15 protein-coding genes and 1 tRNA gene are annotated in these 17,507 nt (G+C 50.4%); 12 read left to right on the top strand and 4 right to left on the bottom strand.

The window, feature by feature from the left end:
• Nucleotides 1-28: 28 nt before the first annotated feature.
• On the bottom strand, nucleotides 29-529 hold the full coding sequence (locus ACJJIE_RS08840; RefSeq protein WP_444894334.1) for a hypothetical protein: 501 nt from the start codon (nucleotides 527-529) through the stop codon (nucleotides 29-31).
• Nucleotides 530-771: 242 nt separating this feature from the next.
• Here ACJJIE_RS08840 and gorA point away from each other — a divergent pair, with 242 nt between their 5' ends.
• Nucleotides 772-2,127, top strand: coding sequence for a glutathione-disulfide reductase (gorA, locus tag ACJJIE_RS08835; RefSeq protein WP_282933443.1), 1,356 nt, complete (start codon nucleotides 772-774; stop codon nucleotides 2,125-2,127).
• Nucleotides 2,128-2,216: 89 nt separating this feature from the next.
• Here gorA and ACJJIE_RS08830 read toward each other — a convergent pair whose 3' ends face one another.
• Entirely contained in the window at nucleotides 2,217-2,579 is a 363-nt protein-coding gene (locus tag ACJJIE_RS08830; protein ID WP_444894333.1) for an HPF/RaiA family ribosome-associated protein, read from the bottom strand.
• Nucleotides 2,580-3,119: 540 nt separating this feature from the next.
• Here ACJJIE_RS08830 and ACJJIE_RS08825 point away from each other — a divergent pair.
• Entirely contained in the window at nucleotides 3,120-4,049 is a 930-nt protein-coding gene (locus tag ACJJIE_RS08825) for a hypothetical protein (protein WP_444894332.1), read from the top strand.
• A 91-nt stretch (nucleotides 4,050-4,140) separates the two neighbouring features.
• On the opposite strand, the gene thpR is transcribed toward ACJJIE_RS08825, so the two are convergent.
• Complete coding sequence (gene thpR, locus ACJJIE_RS08820) at nucleotides 4,141-4,746, bottom strand: RNA 2',3'-cyclic phosphodiesterase (protein WP_444894331.1); 606 nt, start codon at nucleotides 4,744-4,746, stop codon at nucleotides 4,141-4,143.
• 146 nt (nucleotides 4,747-4,892) lie between these two features.
• Between thpR and ACJJIE_RS08815 the strand changes: the two genes are divergently transcribed.
• Together ACJJIE_RS08815 and ACJJIE_RS08810 are read left to right on the top strand one after the other, a co-directional pair.
• Nucleotides 4,893-5,369 (top strand): Hsp20 family protein, encoded by a 477-nt coding sequence (locus tag ACJJIE_RS08815; RefSeq protein ID WP_282933438.1) that lies wholly within the window; start codon nucleotides 4,893-4,895, stop codon nucleotides 5,367-5,369.
• 1 nt (nucleotide 5,370) lies between these two features.
• Complete coding sequence (locus ACJJIE_RS08810; RefSeq protein WP_444894330.1) at nucleotides 5,371-6,027, top strand: class I SAM-dependent methyltransferase; 657 nt, start codon at nucleotides 5,371-5,373, stop codon at nucleotides 6,025-6,027.
• Here ACJJIE_RS08810 and ACJJIE_RS08805 read toward each other — a convergent pair.
• A complete protein-coding gene (locus ACJJIE_RS08805) occupies nucleotides 6,007-6,993 on the bottom strand; it encodes a GlxA family transcriptional regulator (RefSeq protein WP_444894329.1) in 987 nt (328 codons plus the stop codon). The genes ACJJIE_RS08810 and ACJJIE_RS08805 overlap by 21 nt on opposite strands.
• Before the next feature lie 139 nt (nucleotides 6,994-7,132).
• On the opposite strand from ACJJIE_RS08805, the gene ACJJIE_RS08800 reads away from it, so the two are divergent.
• From ACJJIE_RS08800 to clpX, 8 genes are all read left to right on the top strand, one after another.
• A complete protein-coding gene (locus tag ACJJIE_RS08800) occupies nucleotides 7,133-8,989 on the top strand; it encodes a beta-ketoacyl synthase (RefSeq protein ID WP_444894328.1) in 1,857 nt (618 codons plus the stop codon).
• Nucleotides 8,990-9,065: 76 nt separating this feature from the next.
• Nucleotides 9,066-9,650, top strand: a complete 585-nt coding sequence (locus ACJJIE_RS08795) for a cupin domain-containing protein (protein WP_444894327.1) — start codon at nucleotides 9,066-9,068, stop codon at nucleotides 9,648-9,650.
• 299 nt (nucleotides 9,651-9,949) lie between these two features.
• Nucleotides 9,950-12,106 carry a fatty acid oxidation complex subunit alpha FadB gene (fadB, locus tag ACJJIE_RS08790; RefSeq protein ID WP_444894326.1) on the top strand — a complete coding sequence of 719 codons (2,157 nt, stop codon included), beginning with the start codon at nucleotides 9,950-9,952 and terminating at the stop codon, nucleotides 12,104-12,106.
• 11 nt (nucleotides 12,107-12,117) lie between these two features.
• The gene (fadA, locus tag ACJJIE_RS08785) at nucleotides 12,118-13,293 is read left to right on the top strand and encodes an acetyl-CoA C-acyltransferase FadA (protein WP_413665174.1); all 1,176 of its coding nucleotides are present in this window, start codon (nucleotides 12,118-12,120) and stop codon (nucleotides 13,291-13,293) included.
• Nucleotides 13,294-13,475: 182 nt separating this feature from the next.
• Nucleotides 13,476-13,560: transfer RNA gene (locus tag ACJJIE_RS08780), tRNA-Leu, on the top strand.
• 184 nt (nucleotides 13,561-13,744) lie between these two features.
• Complete coding sequence (gene tig / locus ACJJIE_RS08775; RefSeq protein ID WP_444894325.1) at nucleotides 13,745-15,058, top strand: trigger factor; 1,314 nt, start codon at nucleotides 13,745-13,747, stop codon at nucleotides 15,056-15,058.
• A gap of 188 nt (nucleotides 15,059-15,246) precedes the next feature.
• Entirely contained in the window at nucleotides 15,247-15,888 is a 642-nt protein-coding gene (gene clpP / locus ACJJIE_RS08770) for an ATP-dependent Clp endopeptidase proteolytic subunit ClpP (protein WP_282933430.1), read from the top strand.
• A gap of 162 nt (nucleotides 15,889-16,050) precedes the next feature.
• Nucleotides 16,051-17,337, top strand: a complete 1,287-nt coding sequence (clpX, locus tag ACJJIE_RS08765) for an ATP-dependent Clp protease ATP-binding subunit ClpX (protein ID WP_282933429.1) — start codon at nucleotides 16,051-16,053, stop codon at nucleotides 17,335-17,337.
• Nucleotides 17,338-17,507 lie beyond the last annotated feature (170 nt).

Raw genomic sequence — 17,507 nt, 5'->3', positions numbered from 1 at the left:
GCGAAAATCTGCCCCCTTAGTTAGCAACTTATTGAAACTGTTTTTTCATCAACATGCGGGTGTGATGTCGATCAACCAGCTGGGCCAGGGCTTCATAGCGGCGCTGTATGAAGGGGGCGGGGTTGTTATTTCCCGATTCATCCCGATATTCAACACCAGACCGGACGTGTTGGAGTTCCTTGGCTAACTCTCTGATGGCGGTGAAGATCTTCTGTGTGTCGTCTTTGCTGTGAAATACTGAGCTTTTTGTGGTGTCCGTTAAGTAGTCATCGCATTCGCTCAGCCAGTCTAACCGCTGTTCCAGAAACTGTATTGTATTGCGAATTCCCCCCGTGTATTCGGGGTTGAAATTGTGATTGATATACTTGTCGAGGCTGCGCATGCCTGAGCCGACAAACTGCTCAACCACATCGCCGCAGTATTTTTCTGATAGATAGGAAGGGTGAGACTTTGCGCTGCTTAAATTGCTGATGAGCAGTAGAGAGGTAAGCAATAGGGCGCGCTGCATCAATGCATTTGAGTATCTCATTTTATTGCCCATAGGTTTTGCTCTTATTAATGGCTGTTATTTTATCCGCCTAAGGTCTTTTTTGTTGTGCAATGTCCTTGGCGGGCTGATATCTGTGACAGCAGTCACATGAATATCTAATGCAAAGTCAAGTGTCAATGGTTATTAAGTAAGAATTGTCAGCTTGAAATGGTTGTGCACGACAAGCTTAATATTTTGCTGTGTAAAAAGTATTCGAAAGTATCGCTAAGTGGGAGTGTATTTTGGCTGAGTATGACTTTGATCTGTTCGTTATTGGTGCAGGTTCTGGAGGCGTTCGTGCGAGCAGGATGGCTGCGGCTCAAGGTATGAAGGTCGCTGTGGCTGAAGACCGTTACATGGGAGGAACTTGTGTAAATGTAGGCTGTGTTCCCAAGAAATTATTTGTGTATGCGAGTGGTTACTCTGCAGATTTTTCTGATGCCCGGGCATATGGTTGGAACTGTGCGGATGTTGCGTTTGATTGGTCGACACTCCGGGATAACAACGCAAAAGAAGTAGCCCGGCTCAATGGGATTTATCGCAACCTGCTGGAAAATTCTGGGGTGGAAACTCTGAATGGTAGAGCCAGCATTAATGGGCCCCATAGCGTAGTTGTCAATGGTAAAGAAGTCACTGCAGAGCGTATTTTGGTGGCGACTGGCGGGTGGCCATTTATCCCGGACATTCCTGGCCGTGAGTTTGCGCTGACTTCTAATGAAGTGTTTTCAATGGAGGCTTTTCCCAAGCGTGTATTGGTTGTTGGAGGCGGTTATATAGCTGTTGAATTTGCAGGTATCTTTGCTGGCCTGGGAGCAAATGTGCACTTGTCGTATCGTCGGGACTTGTTCTTGCGGGGGTTTGATCGCGATATTCGCTCTTTTGTTCGCGATGAAATGCAGAAGAAAAAAATCGAGCTGAAATTCAATCATAACGTTGTGTCTATCGAAAAGCTCCAGGATGGTAGTTTACTTGCCCATGCTGATGATGGCTCCAGTATTAATGTGGATATGGTGCTGTATGCCACTGGGCGTGTCGCCAACACTGCAGGGTTGGGGCTTCAGGAGCAGGGGGTTGTCTTGCACAAAGATGGAACAATCTCTGTCGATGATAATTTTAGGACAAGTGTACAGTCGATCTATGCGCTGGGGGATGTAACTGGCGAGCCTCAGCTTACTCCTGTTGCTTTGGCAGAGGCTATGGCTTTGGTGAAGCATTGGCGCACAGGTGAAACTGCAGAGATTGACTATAACAATATTCCGACAGCGGTTTTCTGTCAGCCGAATATAGGTACTGTGGGGTTGTCGGAGGAGGAGGCGCGAGACTCTGGTCTTAGTGTCACCATTTATAAGTCTGAATTTAGACCAATGCGTCACACTGTTAGTGGCAATTCAGAGCGGACACTTATGAAGTTGGTTGTGGATGCTGCCAGCGATAAGGTGATTGGCGTGCATATGGTAGGGGATGACGCGGGAGAGATTATTCAGGGAATTGCTATTGCTTTGAAGGCTGGGGCGACTAAAAGTACCTTTGACTCAACAATTGGTATTCACCCTACAGCAGCTGAGGAGTTTGTGACAATGAGGACGCCTAGCGCTTAAATGTGAGCTGTTATCTTTGTATAAGAGTTGCGCTTGAGGAGGGTGATAAAAGGCGGCGGATGGGCCGCCTTTTAATTATATAGCGATTTTTAGCTAGGCTCTTCCACCACCACCACCTCCTGTATGGCTTGGTGTCGCCGAGTTTTCTTGCGTTCGCTGCGCTCTTTTAGGCAGCGTTCGGCAGAGGCAAATGTGTCGTTTACGGCTCGGTGGATCGATTCGTTCTCACTACTAATAGTCACGGGATTGCCGCTAATGGCAAGCTCTAATGATGCCTTGAAGTGTCTGCCTTTAGTTTTGTGTTGATGGGGGGCTTCGAGGACAACGCGACTATGTATGATGTCGCCACAATAACGTTCCAGCTTGTTTAATTTCTTGGACACGGTAGTCGCCAGGGCGGCTGACTTGTCGATGTCGCGGAACACAATGTTATCGTTAGGCGCTGATTTCATGGGCACATACCTCCGGTTAAAAGAAACCATGCAGGCCGCTGTTGCGGTTTGCTGTAAAGAAGGTAGGGCGCCCTAGTGGGAGGGTTCGAGGCTGCAGTTGAAGCGCCGAGCTGCCGGAATCGCAACGATTGTTTGCTGACAAAGCAGCTATGGGTGTTTTACGTCCGGGTCGGGTTTCCACTGAGTCCAGCGATCTTCTCCCTGGTATCCATAATGCTTCCGCTGAAAAAAAAATCAAGCGCTATTGCGGAAAAATTTCACATAAATTTGGGCGCTGTGTCACTTTAGTGACTCAACATTGTGTATTTGAAGGTTAATTGATCAGCCGGTAGGCTCAGATGGACGCAAGGTCATTGCCGATAGCTTGCTCCGTGCGTAAAATTGACCGCATTGTGCAGTATCTTCACCTTGCTAGAAGGCATAGAAAAACTGCGCTTCCAACATACGAAACACATCAATTCGAGAAATGGGTTCAGGACGATGGCGGTAAAGCGGTGTTGCTCGCTTCTTTTGGCGGGCTTAGTGGTTATAGGTGGGGCAGTGGCACAAGCGCAAACGCCCCTCACGGCGGAGAAAAACCGCCTTGCGCGGCTAGAGCAGTCTCTTGAAAACAGGAGTGTTGTGCTTGAAGATATTGAGAATGAGCTGCTCTCGTATGAATATAAGCTTGAGCAAGCCCAAAAGTCCCTTGATGAGTTGCGTCTGGAATATGAGGCGAGTCGCCAGGAACTCAACCAAGCGAATCGAGCTCACGAGTCAAGCTCCAACTCCGACACTGAGCGCCGTTTAAAGAAGGCCAAGCATGCATTTGCTATGGCGGAGAGGGGGGTGGATAGCCGTTCACGTCGCCTTGACTTCATCAAAGAAAATCATCAGCAATTGCAACAAAAACTTGTTGAGGAGAAGCGGGCAGTTGTTGATGCTAAAGCGAAGATTTCTGCTCAGCAGGATAAAATCAGTGCGATGGTCGAGGATATGCTTGCAAAGGCGGAGGCGTCTGAAAGAAGAGCTGCAATGGCGAAAGCCGCCGCAGTAACTGAAAAGCCCAAGCCCCCTAAAATTCGGGCTCAAGTTGAACCGCCAAAGCGTGAAGAACCGGCGAAGGAAGAGGTTACTATCAAGCGCGAGATTGACGGCGAGCTGCTGGAATATGTGAAGCGTGAGACGGCGCGCCTAAATGACCTCTTGGCTGATGAAGAGGGTAACGACAGGAAAACATTTAATAACCTTGAAATGCGCCCAATTGGTGGAGAGAGGGTTCCTTTTGAATTTCTGGGTGAAAATCAGTATCGCCTGGTGACTACTGTTGAATCAGGCCGACAAACTTACAAGATTAATACCTGGAAATTCCGCCGCACTATCCCGGCTGAGGACGATGGTGCTCGCTATGTCTTTATTTTTGATGCGCGCCGCCTATCTAGGCCGCGGTTGGTCATGTACCCAGAGTATGTATTGGCAGAGTTAAACTGACCACCCCAGTTATACCGTTAAGTAAAAAAGCGAGCCATTGGTTCGCTTTTTTACTTTTGGGTACCAGGTAAAGTTCTGTAATTCCGCAGGATTATAATTGTGCGTTTGAATTTTTTAGTGGGCGTAGGGTTGTTGTCTGCAGGGGAGAGTAGCGGCTGCCATATTGGCTGGGTTGGCTTTGGTAGAGCGTGATGTTGTTTAGTGTTAGTGGGTGCTCAAGCTTCAATGGAAAAAACCTTTGAAATTGCTTACCGCTCCTGCATAGGGTGATATGCGGACGATAGCGCCGGCTCTCTGTCGGTAAGGATAGCCTTTTGGCTAGCTGCTTGATGGATTCATGTAGAGCCTCCAATTGCTGGGTAGCCACAACTTCTGCTGCAATTAAGTGAGCGTCATTGCCCGGAAAGGTGCCGAGTTTAAAAAAATTGGTTTTCAATTCAGTTGTGGCCTCTGCAATGGATGTGAGCCCGGTTTTAAGTAGAGGGATTACTTCAATAGGTAACTGGCCTAGAAAACAAAGGGTGATATGACGGTTTTGGCGGGTTATCCAGCGAGTGCTGGTAATTGATGCAGCATCTTGTTTGCGCTTGATGGCGACCGTTAACTTATTTAAAAACTCCTGTGTCGTTTCATCTAGCTGGATGCCAATAAAAATTCTGCAGGTGGGCTCGAGAAGCTTTTTGTGAGTTTTTGACATAAAATTTATCTTTCACCCTTGAATAAGAAATCTCTGCCCATATTTCTTTTATGCAGGCGGTAGCTTCAATAGAAAGTGCCCCTGAAAAGAGTCTGGTCATTTGACGGACGTAGTTTCAAATATTGCTCTGAACTGAGGATATGATAATGCGTAATTTTGATTTCTCCCCACTTTATCGATCTGCTATTGGCTTTGACCGTATGGCCAGCCTGCTTGATGCAATGACCACTAGCGAGCAAAAGCAGCCTTCCTACCCCCCATACGATATAGAGTTAACCGGTGATGATAGTTACCGAATTACTATGGCTGTTGCCGGCTTTGAGCAGTCTGAACTTGATATTCAAGTAGAGCAAAATCGTTTAGTGGTTAGCGGTACTAAGCCGGAAAATAATGGTCAGGGGAAGTATTTACACCGGGGTATTGCCGCAAGAAATTTTGAGCGGCGCTTTCAGCTCGCTGATCATGTAAAAGTAACTGATGCAAAGTTGGCGAATGGGTTGTTGCATGTAGAGTTAGTGCGTGAAATACCTGAAGCAATGAAGCCGAGAAAAATCTCGATTACAGAAGGCAATATTCTCCAGCATGCAAAGAGTGACACCGAGTCCAGTGCGGCAGTAGCGTAAGTTGTCACTGCAGTGTCCGCTGTGCCGCCATCGTGCGGTGCAGCCTTACCATCGAGATAAATTCCGCAGCTATCATCAGTGTGATAACTGCGTGCTCGTATTTGTTCCCCCGAAATTCCACTTAAGTCCCGATGAAGAAAAAGCTTACTACGACCTTCATGAGAATTCGATAGAGGATGAAGGTTACCGTCAATTTCTCAGTCGTTGCGCGCAGCCCTTGCTAAAAGAGCTGAAGGGCTCATGTTGTTATGGCCTGGATTTTGGTTGTGGGCCGGCCCCCTTGTTGGCCAGAATTTTAGAAGGCAATGGGCATAGAGTCGATCTGTATGATCATTTTTATGCGCCAGCTCAAAAGGCGCTGCATGGGAATTATGACTTTATCGTCGCAACAGAGGTGATCGAGCATTTGGGGCAGCCTGGAGCGGAGATCGAGAACCTCTGGGGTAGGTTGCGCACCGGAGGTGTTATGGCCCTGATGACCAAATTGGTTATTTCTGCGGAGCGTTTCGCCAATTGGCACTACATTAGAGATCCTACACACATTTGTTTTTTTAGTGTGAAGACATTTGAGTGGTTGGCTCGGTCACTAGGTGCCGAGCTCCAGTTTGTCCATAGTGATGTTATTTTCCTGAGAAAATTAAGTATTGACCCTGAATAGTTTAGCGCGCACCGTAGTGCGGTATTCGCTGGGGGTGGTTGCCAAAAACTTTTTAAAAAGTGCAGTGAAATGCCCCATATCCTGATAGCCAACTTTTTCAGCAATTTCATTGACCGATAAATTACTTGATTGCAAAAGTTCGCGCGCCATATCAACCCTGACATTTTGTAAGTATTGCAAGGGTGTCTGTCCTGTTGCTAGTTTGAACCGGCGATTGAATGATCGCACGCTCATGTCAAAGAGTTGTGCCACTTCGCTAAGGCGTACTTCAGTATTGCAGTGTTCTTTGAGCCAGGCTTGGGCTTGAACGATATCTTCGTCTGGATGTAGCTGAACAGATCCCTCAGAATAGGCGATCTCTTCAAAGGGGCGGCGAATTTCGTGAGAGAAATTTCGCTCCACATGGCTGGCAATGGCTGGTCCATACAGTTGGCGAATCATGTGAACGGTAACGTCTGCCAAGGCATTGACGCTTGCTGCACAGAAAAGCTTGTCTGCTTGGGTGATAAAATATTGACGCTTTAACTTTACCTCTGGATAGTCTGAGCTGAATTGATCAAAATAATGCCAGTGGGTAGTTGCGGGCTTACCATTTAGAAGACCTGCTTCGGCCAGAAAGCACACCCCGGTACCCACAGCGCTGATAGCGGCCCCTTGTTTTTCCTGCTGGCGCAGCCACTCTAATATTTTTCCGCCTCGTTTTAGGGCGGGGCGGGGGTTGCGCCACATGGTCGGGATGTAGATTAGATCGCTGTCTGGTGCATCGCTGAGAGCGGCATCCGGCTGAAGGGTAAATCCGCAGCGGGTATTTACTGGTGTCCCATCCAGACTGGCGGTCACCAATTTTAGGTTGCCCTTGATACCCTCCACTCTTGCGCGACTCTCTGCGCCACGGAGCATCTCGAGGGGAAGAACGGTGCCGGTTGCCAGCATCTGGTCGATAAGTAGAAAAGTTACTGTTCGCATTACATATCTGTGCGCACTTGCGCTATTGGCCAAAACACTCAATTTTGCTGGCCAGTATGCCCATAACTGGACAGAATCGCCACCCCCTACACTCGCATCTCTTATTTTTATAGTGTTAAGTACTTGGCTGGAGGTCAGGATGCAGCGCCTTCCCGTAATCACCGCATTCGGTGGATTCAACCCTGCTGGACGTAGTTCTTTCCATAAGGGGTACTCTCGCCTCGTGCTAGACAAACTGAGTAAGAAAGAGCGGGATAGCACTCTTTCCGACCTGGCTGCCCTGATGGGCTTGCGAACCGGAGACAACGCCGAAGGCATTTTGGATCCTGCCCTTGAGCAGCAGGTGTTGGATGGTACATTGGTGCGCGAACTAGAGAGTCGCTATTACGACTACCGCAAGTGCCATTTCCATCAGTCTGCCCAGCTTGCAAACCCCCAGGGCCTGACATTCGAAATTTCCACCCGGCAACTTCCGCAGCCTGTGCCAGCTCATTGGCACTTGGAGCATATCCAGGGTGGTAGGGTTCGAGTCACCACAACTGAGCTGTCAGTTTTGTTGGATAGCCACCGCGAGATAAGTGTGGCCGCCGCCGGCCAGCTCCCAACTGGATTTGAACCGGGCACTAAATATAACTCTCGATTTCATCCCAGGGGGTTGCAGCTGGCCCTCTTGGGTGCGTCAGATACGGTGCAGTCTTTGGGGGTTGACTGGGATACTGTTGTGTCTGCGGCTGGGCCGGGGAATATTGCCCTCTATGCCGCCTCGGCAATGAGTCAGCTGGACCCATTTGGTAACGGCGGTCTATTGCAGTCTCGCCTGCGAGGTAGTCGCGTAAGTTCTAAACAACTAGCGCTTGGTTTAAATAGTATGCCAGCGGATTTTGTTAATGCTTATGTGCTCGGAAATGTCGGTTCTACCGGCGCTGTTGCCGGTGCTTGCGCGACCTTCCTGTACAACCTTCGCGCTGGCGTTGAAGATATTCGCTCGGGTAGGGCGCGGGTCGCTGTAATTGGTGCGGCTGAGGCGCCCCTTGTGCCTGAAGTTGTCGATGGCTATTCAACGATGGGTGCCCTGGCCACTACCGAGAATTTACGCAAGCTTTTCCCCGGAGAAATTGATTATCGACGCACCAGTCGCCCGTTCGGTGAGAACTGTGGCTTTACCTTGGGTGAGGGTACCCAGTGGGTCATCTTAATGGATGATGCTCTGGCGCTCGAGTTGGGTGCTTCTGTATATGGTTCGGTTGCCGGTGTGTTTACCAATGCCGACGGCACAAAGAAATCGATTTCTGCGCCGGGTCCCGGGAATTACCTGACGATGGCCAGAGCAATGGCGGAGGCGCGGGCAATTGTGGGTGAGGATAGTTTGCGGCGTCGCAGCTTTGTGCAGGCCCATGGCTCCAGTACGCCCCAAAATCGAGTTACTGAGTCCGCCATTTTTGATCGTTTGGCCGGCGCATTTGGCATTGCTGAATGGCCGATTTGTGCGGTTAAGGCCTTTTTGGGGCATACCGTCGCTTCAGCCAGTGGGGATCAGTTAGTTACAGCGTTAGGTGTATTTGATCGCGGCATACTCCCGGGAGTGACCACCGTTGATCGCATCGCTGACGATGTTCATTGTAAGCATCTTGATATCTCCCTGGAGCATACGGATAGAGGGCGGGGAACGCTGGATCTTGCGTTCCTAAACTCAAAAGGTTTTGGTGGTAATAATGCGACAGCGACAATTTTGTCGCCCCAGATTACAAAAGCAATGATGGAAAAGCGTCATGGCAAGTCTGCGATTACAGCTTCTCAAGTGCTAAATGAGAAAGTTGTAGAGCAGAGTGACAAATACAATGCCAAGGCTTCTCGCGGTGAGCTGGATGTTATTTATCGGTTTGGTGAGGGCATGATCGACGAAAATGAGATAGCTATCTCAGAAGAGGAAATATGTTTGCCCGGGATGCCGCCAGTGAAGCTGCCAAATGGAAATCCATTTGAAGATATGGTGTGATTGGTTTTCAAGTAATACCTCAAATGTGTTGATTTTTACCTGAGGGAAGATAACGCAAAAGGAGCTTTTGGGGAGCATGGATGATCCTGAAGAGGATGTTGGCGCCCGTTTAAAAATGGTGCGCCACATTTACGGTATTTCGCAGAGGGAATTGGCGAGGCGGGCTGGGATGACTAACGCAACAATTTCTTTTATAGAGCTTGGAAAGGTTAGCCCTTCTGTCGGTTCGCTACAGAAGATATTGGGTGCAATACCTATGTCGCTAACCGATTTCTTTTCCCTGGAGATGTCGGGCGCAAAACAGATTTTTTTTCGCGGAAGTGAAGTGCCAGAGATCGGTCACGGCTCTGTGTCCTGCCGTTTGTTTGGGGGGGCAAAGGCAAACTGCGGCATGTCACTATTGTGGAAAGTGTTTCCCGCAGGGGATGACTCCGGTTTTTCTCTTGAATCTGCTGAGGGGGAGATTGGCGGGGTGGTTGTCAGTGGTGACCTGGAGGTTACAGTTGGCTCCGATTTTGCTTTGCTGAGTCCCGGCGATGGGTATTATTTTGACGCTCAGCGTCCGCACCGTTTTCGAAATACAGGTAGTTGTGACTGTGTAGTTGTCAGCGCAATGATGCCGGCTTATGGGCATCCCGACCTTCAAGAGCCCAATCCCTGAAAGGTGGATTAGAAAAGAGGGAGTTCGTGCCAAGTGGCTGATAAGGCGGCACGATCCGAGATAGACTAGCCCAGCTTTAATTTCTTTCCGTTCGCAAACTGGCGAATTTCTGTACTTTGGCACTCCTGGTGCCACTCCATTTGTAAGAAATAGTATTCAAACAATCGTTTGAATCTGGCTATACTACGGCTGACCAAATTGGGCCTAAGTGTCACCGCGCTGTGCGGGGCGGCCCTTGGTTGCACAAAAATTCCGACCCCGGGCCCAGGATCGCGGCCCAGAATAAAAGAGGTCAATCAATGTTATTTAGTGGCAAAGCGCTCACGGTACAGATGCTGGACAACGGCATCGCCGAGCTCAAATTCGACCTGCAAGGCGAATCCGTCAATAAATTTAACCGTCAGACGGTTTCTGAATTCTCCCAAGCGCTGGATGCTATCGAAGCAGCGGATGGTGTAAAAGGTGTACTGCTGACCAGCGGTAAAGGCGTCTTCATTGTTGGTGCTGATATCACTGAGTTTGGTGGTGCCTTCTCTGCAGGTGCAGAGGGCGTTGCTGATCTGATGAATCAGAACAACGAAAATATCAACCGCCTGGAAGACCTTCCGGTACCGACTGCGGTAGCAATTAATGGCTACGCGCTTGGCGGTGGTTTTGAGGTGTGTCTTGGCTGTGACTTCCGCCTGATGGGCGAAGAGGCCAAAGTTGGCCTTCCGGAAGTTAAGCTGGGTCTGATTCCGGGCTGGGGTGGCACTGTTCGCCTGCCGCGTGTAGTGGGTGTTGATGTTGCTGCTGAGTGGATTGCAGCGGGTAAAGAGCAGAAGCCTGCCGCCGCTCTGGAAGCTCACGCTGTCGATGCGGTTATCCCCACTGCCAAGCTCAAAGATGCAGCGGTCAAGCTGCTTGAGCGCGCTATTAATGGCGAGCTGGACTACAAAGCCATTCGCGAGCTGAAGAAATCTCCAATCCCCTTGAATGATACTGAAGCGCTAATGGCCTTCTTTACCACCAAGGCATTTGTGGGTCAGCAGGCGGGTAAAAACTACCCCTCTCCCGTAGCTGCGGTTGAGTCAATCGAGCAGGGTTACAAGTTGACCCGTGATGAAGCGCTGAAAATCGAACAGGAGAAGTTCATTTTCTGCGCGCAGACCGGCACTGCGAAGTCTCTGGTAGGGCTGTTCCTGGCTGACCAGGCAATTGGTAAAGTTGCCAAAGGTTGGGAGAAGAAAGCCGATAAGCCGATTGAGCGTGCGGCAGTATTGGGTGCTGGCATTATGGGTGGCGGTATCGCTTACCAGTCTGCCTACAAAGGCACTCCGATCAAGATGAAGGATATCGACCAGAAGGGTATCGATCTTGGTCTGAATGAGGCGAACAAGCTGCTGTCCAAGTTGGTTGATCGCAAGCGCCTGACCCCCGTTAAAATGGGTGAAGTGCTCAACCGTATCGAGCCTACCTTGAGCTACGACGGCTTCAACGATATCGATGTTGTTGTGGAAGCCGTGGTTGAAAATCCCAAGGTGAAGCATGCAGTATTGAAGGAAGTGGAAACCAAAGTAAGCGAAGACACTGTAATCGCTTCTAATACCTCCACTATTTCTATTAACCAGCTGGCTGAGCCGCTTTCCCGCCCGGAAAACTTCCTCGGTATGCACTTCTTCAACCCAGTGCACAAAATGCCGCTGGTTGAGGTGATTCGTGGAGAGAAAACTTCCGACACAGCTGTAGCTCGCGTTGTTGCCTACGCAAACAAGATGGGCAAGAAAGCTATTGTTGTACGCGACTGTCCTGGATTCTTGGTTAACCGCGTTCTCTTCCCTTACTTTGCCGGTTTTTCCATGCTGGTGCGCGATGGCGCTGACTTCCAGGCCGTTGACAAGGTGATGGAGCGTTGGGGTTGGCCGATGGGCCCCGCTTACCTGATGGACGTTGTCGGTATCGATACCGGTGTTCACGCAGAGAGCGTAATGGCTGAAGGCTTCCCCGACCGTATGGGTAAAACCTTTACCGCTGCTTCCGACGTTATGTATGAAGCGGGTCGTTACGGCCAGAAGAACAACAAAGGCTTCTACAACTACGAGCAGGACAAAAAAGGTCGCCCGAAGAAAGTGGCTACCGAAGAGTCCTACGAGCTGCTTAAGCCGCACGTTGCTGAACGTCGCGAGTTTGAAAAAGACGAAATTATCGAGCGCATGATGGTGCCTATGGCAACCGAGCTGGCTCGCTGCCTGGAAGAGGGTATCGTCGATTCCCCAGCTGAAGCTGATATGGCGCTGATCTACGGCATTGGCTTCCCTCCGTTCCGCGGTGGAATCTTCGCGTGGCTGGACAGCATTGGTCTGGATGAATTCGTGAAGATTGCCGATAAGTACGCCGATCTGGGTGAGCTGTACAAGCCGACCGATCGCATGCGTGAAATGGCCGCAAGTGGCAAAACCTACTACGGCGACAAGTAAGGAGAATAGCGATGAGTTTAAATCCTAGAGATGCCGTAATCGTCGACTACGCGCGTACGGCCATGGGTCGCTCGAAGAATGGTGTATATCGCCATGTTCGCGCCGATGATATGTCCGCTGAGCTGCTGAAAAAGTTCATGCAGCGCAATGATAAGCTCGATCCCGCCGAGATCGATGACCTGATCTGGGGCTGTGTTATGCAGCGCGATGAGCAGGGCTTTAACGTAGCTCGCTTTATCCTGCTGCGCGCTGGTCTGCCACACACTATCCCGGCGCAAACCGTCAACCGCCTGTGCGGCTCCTCTATGTCCTCCCTGCATACTGCAGCTGCCAACATCCAGGCTGGCGTTGGCGATGTGTACGTTGTGGGTGGTGTTGAGCACATGGGTCACCTGAACATGATGGAGCATGTTAGCCCCAACCCAATGCTGGGTCGCTATATGGCTAAAGCTGCCGGCTCCATGGGTATGACTGCTGAATACCTGGCGATGATGCACGGTATCCAGCGTCAGCAGATGGATGAGTTCGGTGCACGCTCTCACCATCGCGCTGCTGAAGCTACCAAGGCTGGCAAGTTCAATCGCGAAATTATCGCTATTGAAGGTCATGACGATGACGGCGTACCTTTCCTGGTTGAGACGGATCAAACCATCCGTCCGGACACCACCGTGGAAGGTCTGGCTCAGCTGAAGCCAGCATTCGATCCGAAGCACGGTCAGGTAACAGCCGGCACCTCCTCTCAGATCACCGACGGTGCCTCTGTGATGCTGGTAATGTCCGCTGAGCGCGCTCAGGCTTTGGGTATGACTCCTATTGCCCGCGTGAAAGAAATGGCGCTGGCTGGTGTTGATCCGTCCATTATGGGTTATGGCCCGGTGCCCTCTACCAAGAAGGCGCTCAAGAGAGCGGGTCTAACTGTTGGTGATATCGACAAGTTTGAGCTGAATGAGGCATTTGCGGCGCAGGCGCTGCCGGTGCTGAAAGACCTGGATCTGCTCGAGCAGATGGATGAGAAGGTCAACCTGTACGGTGGCGCTATTGCCCTGGGCCATCCCTTCGGCTGCTCTGGCGTGCGCATTACTGGCACTCTGCTGAGCGTTATGCAGAATGAGGGCGGCAACCTGGGTGTGTCTACCATGTGTATCGGTCTGGGGCAGGGTATTACCACTGTTGTAGAGCGAGTCTAAGGAAATTAGACCCCGAAAAAAGGCGCCTTTGAGGCGCCTTTTTTTATTTTATGAGAAAAGTGTTCAGTAAAGTGTTGAAGACCCCAAAATGCTGTGGCACAATCTGCACCCCTTGTCGCGATGGGCTCTAAAAAAGTAGCGAAAGCGCTTAAATATCAAAGAGTTAGCGGCAGGTTCGATTTGGGGACGTGGTGAAATTGGTAGACACGCCAGATTTAGGTTCTGGTGCCGAAAGGTGTGGGAGTTCGAGTCTCCCCGTCCCCACCAAATTAAAAGCCTTGAAGTCCGTGTGACTTGCCCTGGAGGGGTGGGTGCGGGCTTCTTGTGTATTTGGCGGCAGCGCAAAAGTATTATTTCGTGCTGCGCCCACGAGGTTGCTGACTAAGTCTCGGTGACCCGGTATTCGTTGGCGCTGCGGCGCGATTACAGAGATAGTCTCACGAGGATAAACATGCAGGTTTCCATCGAAACTACTTCCGGTCTGGAGCGTCGTTTAACGGTCAACTTGCCGGCAGAAATTGTCGACAAAGAAGTGGACAAGCGTCTCCAGCAGGCTGCTAAGACTGTTCGCATCAATGGCTTCCGCAAAGGCAAGGTGCCGATGAAGGTTGTTCGCCAGCGCTTTGGTGCCGGCGTTCGTCAGGAAGTTCTGGGTGAAGTAATGAGCCGTTCTTTCTACGAAGCGGTTCAGAAGGAAGAGGTTAAACCTGCCGGCCAGCCTAGCATCGAAGCCAAGCAGACTGCTGCTGGTGAAAACCTGGAGTACGTTGCTACTTTCGAAGTTTACCCTGAAGTTGAACTCGCTGACCTGGCTGAGATCGCTGTAGAACGCCCTGTTGCAGAAGTTACTGATGCTGACGTGAAGAGCATGATCGATGTTCTGCGCAAGCAACAGTCTTCCTGGAAAGATACCAAGCGCAAAGCTCAGAAGGGCGATCGTGTTGTTATCAACTTTGTTGGTCGCAAAGACGGCGAAGAGTTTGAAGGCGGTAAGGCCGAAGGCCACCAGTTGGTACTGGGTTCCGGCCAGATGATTCCTGGCTTCGAGGAAGGCATTCTGGGCATGAAGCCCGGTGAAGAGAAAGACATTGATCTGACCTTCCCGGAAGATTACCAGGCAGAAGAGCTTCGCGGTGCTGCTGTTACCTTTAATATCAAGGTGACTTCTTCCGAGAAGCCTGAACTTCCCGAGCTGAACGAAGAGTTCTTCAAAGCTTACGGTGTTCAGGAAGGTGGCGAAGAGAAGTTCCGTGAGGAAGTTCGCAACAACATGCAGCGTGAGCTGAAAAATGCCGCTCTGAACAAAGTTAAGACCCAGATCATGGATCAGCTGTTCGAGAAGCATCCAGTTGAGCTGCCGTCCGCTCTGGTTGCCAGTGAAGTAACTACCCTGCGTGGTCAAATGGTTCAGCAGTTTGGTGGTCAGATCAAGGCTGAAGATGCCGAGCGCATGCTGCCTGACACTATGTTCGAAGAGCAGGCAAAACGCCGTGTAGTTCTCGGTCTGGTAGTCGGTGAGATTGTTAAGCAGAATGAACTTTCTGTTGATGCCGATCGCGTAAAGGCGAAAGTTGAAGAGCTGGCTTCTACCTACCAGCAGCCGCAAGAAGTGGTTGACTACTACTACAGCAACCGTGAGCTGCTGTCTGGTGTTGAGTCTGTTGTACTGGAAGACCAGGTTGTTGATCACGTACTGGCTTCAGCTAAAGTATCTGAAGTTGACAGCAGCTACGACGAAGTGATTAAGCCGCAAAAACAAGGCTAATCTCTCACTTCATTCAGGTGTAAGGTGGCGTCCGCTCAAGCGTGACGCCCCTACATCTCCTTCCTTTTTACCGGCTGGCTTTCTCTCGCCTGACCGGTTAAGCTCTGAAAACCAAATTTTTCAGCATGGGCATACGATGCCTATTCGCTGGCCTGCCGAATACGCCACAAAAGGAAGCAATGGTACCTATGGCACGAATTGATTTTCCAAAAGCTTCGATAGAGCCCTCAGCATCAGGTTTAGTTCCTATGGTGGTAGAACAAACCGCCAGAGGGGAGCGCTCATTTGATATTTATTCTCGCCTGTTAAAAGAGCGTGTGATATTCCTGGTCGGGCCTGTAGAAGACCACATGGCCAACCTGGTTGTTGCGCAGCTGCTTTTCCTCGAGGCAGAAAATCCGGATAAGGATATTCACCTCTACATTAATTCACCGGGCGGTTCGGTAACTGCCGGCATGTCTATCTATGACACCATGCAGTTCATTAAGCCTGATGTCAGCACTATGTGCATTGGGCAGGCCTGTAGTATGGGCGCCTTCTTGTTGACTGCAGGTGCTGAAGGCAAACGCTTCGTAACACCAAACTCCCGTGTGATGATTCACCAGCCCAGCGGTGGGGCCCAGGGGCAGGCGAGTGATATCCACATTCACGCCCAGGAAATTCTCAAGATTCGTCATCGTTTGAATGAGCTCATGGCACATCACTCTGGACGTCCAGTCAGTGATATTGAGAGGGATACAGAGCGCGACAACTTTATGAGCGCCGATGAGGCCAAGGAATATGGCTTGGTCGATGATGTATTGTCTCGCCGACAGGCATTCGATAAGTAGATTTTTCTACATTAAAAGTTTGCCGGAGGCGGATTTCAGCGAAAGTTAGTTTTTTTGACAGGCTGGCTTTCGTTGGGACTTGAAAATCACGCCAAAAGGCAGCATCTTGCTGGGTAAGCTGAATTTAGGGCCCTGGCCGGCCAGTGACGACGGAGTATTTTGATGACCGACAAAAGCAGCGGAGAAGACAGCGGAAAATTGCTGTACTGCTCTTTCTGTGGCAAAAGCCAACAGGAAGTGCGGAAGTTAATCGCTGGGCCGTCAGTCTTTATCTGCGATGAATGTGTCGAGCTGTGTACCGACATTATTCGTGAAGAAGTACAAGAGACTGCGGAGGGGCCTGAAGGGCGCCTGCCGACACCCCGTGAGATTACTGAAATCCTCGATCAGTATGTGATTGGGCAGGAGAGAGCCAAGCGTGTGCTGGCTGTCGCCGTATACAATCACTACAAGCGTCTGCGCACCAAGTCTGGTGTTAAAAGTAAGGATGAAGTAGAGCTCAGCAAGTCTAATATTTTGCTGGTAGGCCCAACCGGTAGTGGTAAAACCCTTCTTGCCGAGACCCTGGCTCGCCTGCTCAATGTTCCTTTCACTATTGCCGATGCAACCACCCTGACCGAAGCTGGTTACGTGGGTGAGGATGTTGAGAATATCATCCAGAAGCTTTTGCAGAAGTGTGATTACGATGTAGAAAAAGCCCAGCAGGGTATCGTCTATATCGATGAGATCGACAAAATTTCGCGCAAGTCAGACAACCCTTCAATTACCCGTGATGTGTCCGGTGAAGGTGTGCAGCAAGCGCTACTGAAGTTGATTGAAGGCACTGTGGCGTCTGTGCCGCCGCAGGGTGGACGCAAGCATCCGCAGCAGGAATTCTTGCAGGTCGACACCTCCAATATCCTGTTTATTTGTGGCGGCGCTTTTGCGGGGCTGGATAAGGTTATCCGCGATCGCTCGGAGAAGGGTGGAATTGGTTTCAGTGCCGAGGTTAAATCAAAGGATGGCACCAGTAATTTTGGTGAGATCCTGCGTGATCTGGAGCCTGAAGACCTGGTTCGTTACGGGCTGATCCCGGAGTTTGTAGGACGCCTACCGGTGACCGCAACTTTAGAAGAGTTGGACCGTGAGGCTCTGGTACAGATTCTCACCGAGCCACGCAATGCCTTGACCAAACAGTACGCAAAACTGTTTGAGATGGAAGATGTTGAGCTGGATTTCCGCCCCGATGCGTTGGATGCAGTTGCCACCAAGGCAATGGAGCGGAAAACAGGCGCCCGTGGCCTGCGCTCTATCATGGAGTCCGTATTGTTGGAGACCATGTATGACATCCCATCCACAGATAATGTGGTGAAAGTTGTTATTGACGAGGCGGTCATTAAAGGCGAATCAGCCCCGCTGCTGGTTTATGAGAGTGAGTCCCAGCCGCAGAAGGCGGCGCCGGAAGAGTAGCTCAAATCCCACCTCAAAAAGCCCCAATATTGGGGCTTTTTTTATAGTTTTTTCTGATTACCCGGGTATCTAACCACCTGTCTGGGTATTCCTGGCTCGAATAGCACTCTTAGCTCGGCACAAATTGGTCGCGAGATTAGACTTGTATTTCGGGCCCTTCCCCCCCATTA

This window comes from Microbulbifer maximicatervae (SeqCode) (assembly GCF_052467325.1).
Note: the sequence above shows the minus strand (reverse complement) of the source record. Positions and strands in the feature narration are given on the sequence as shown.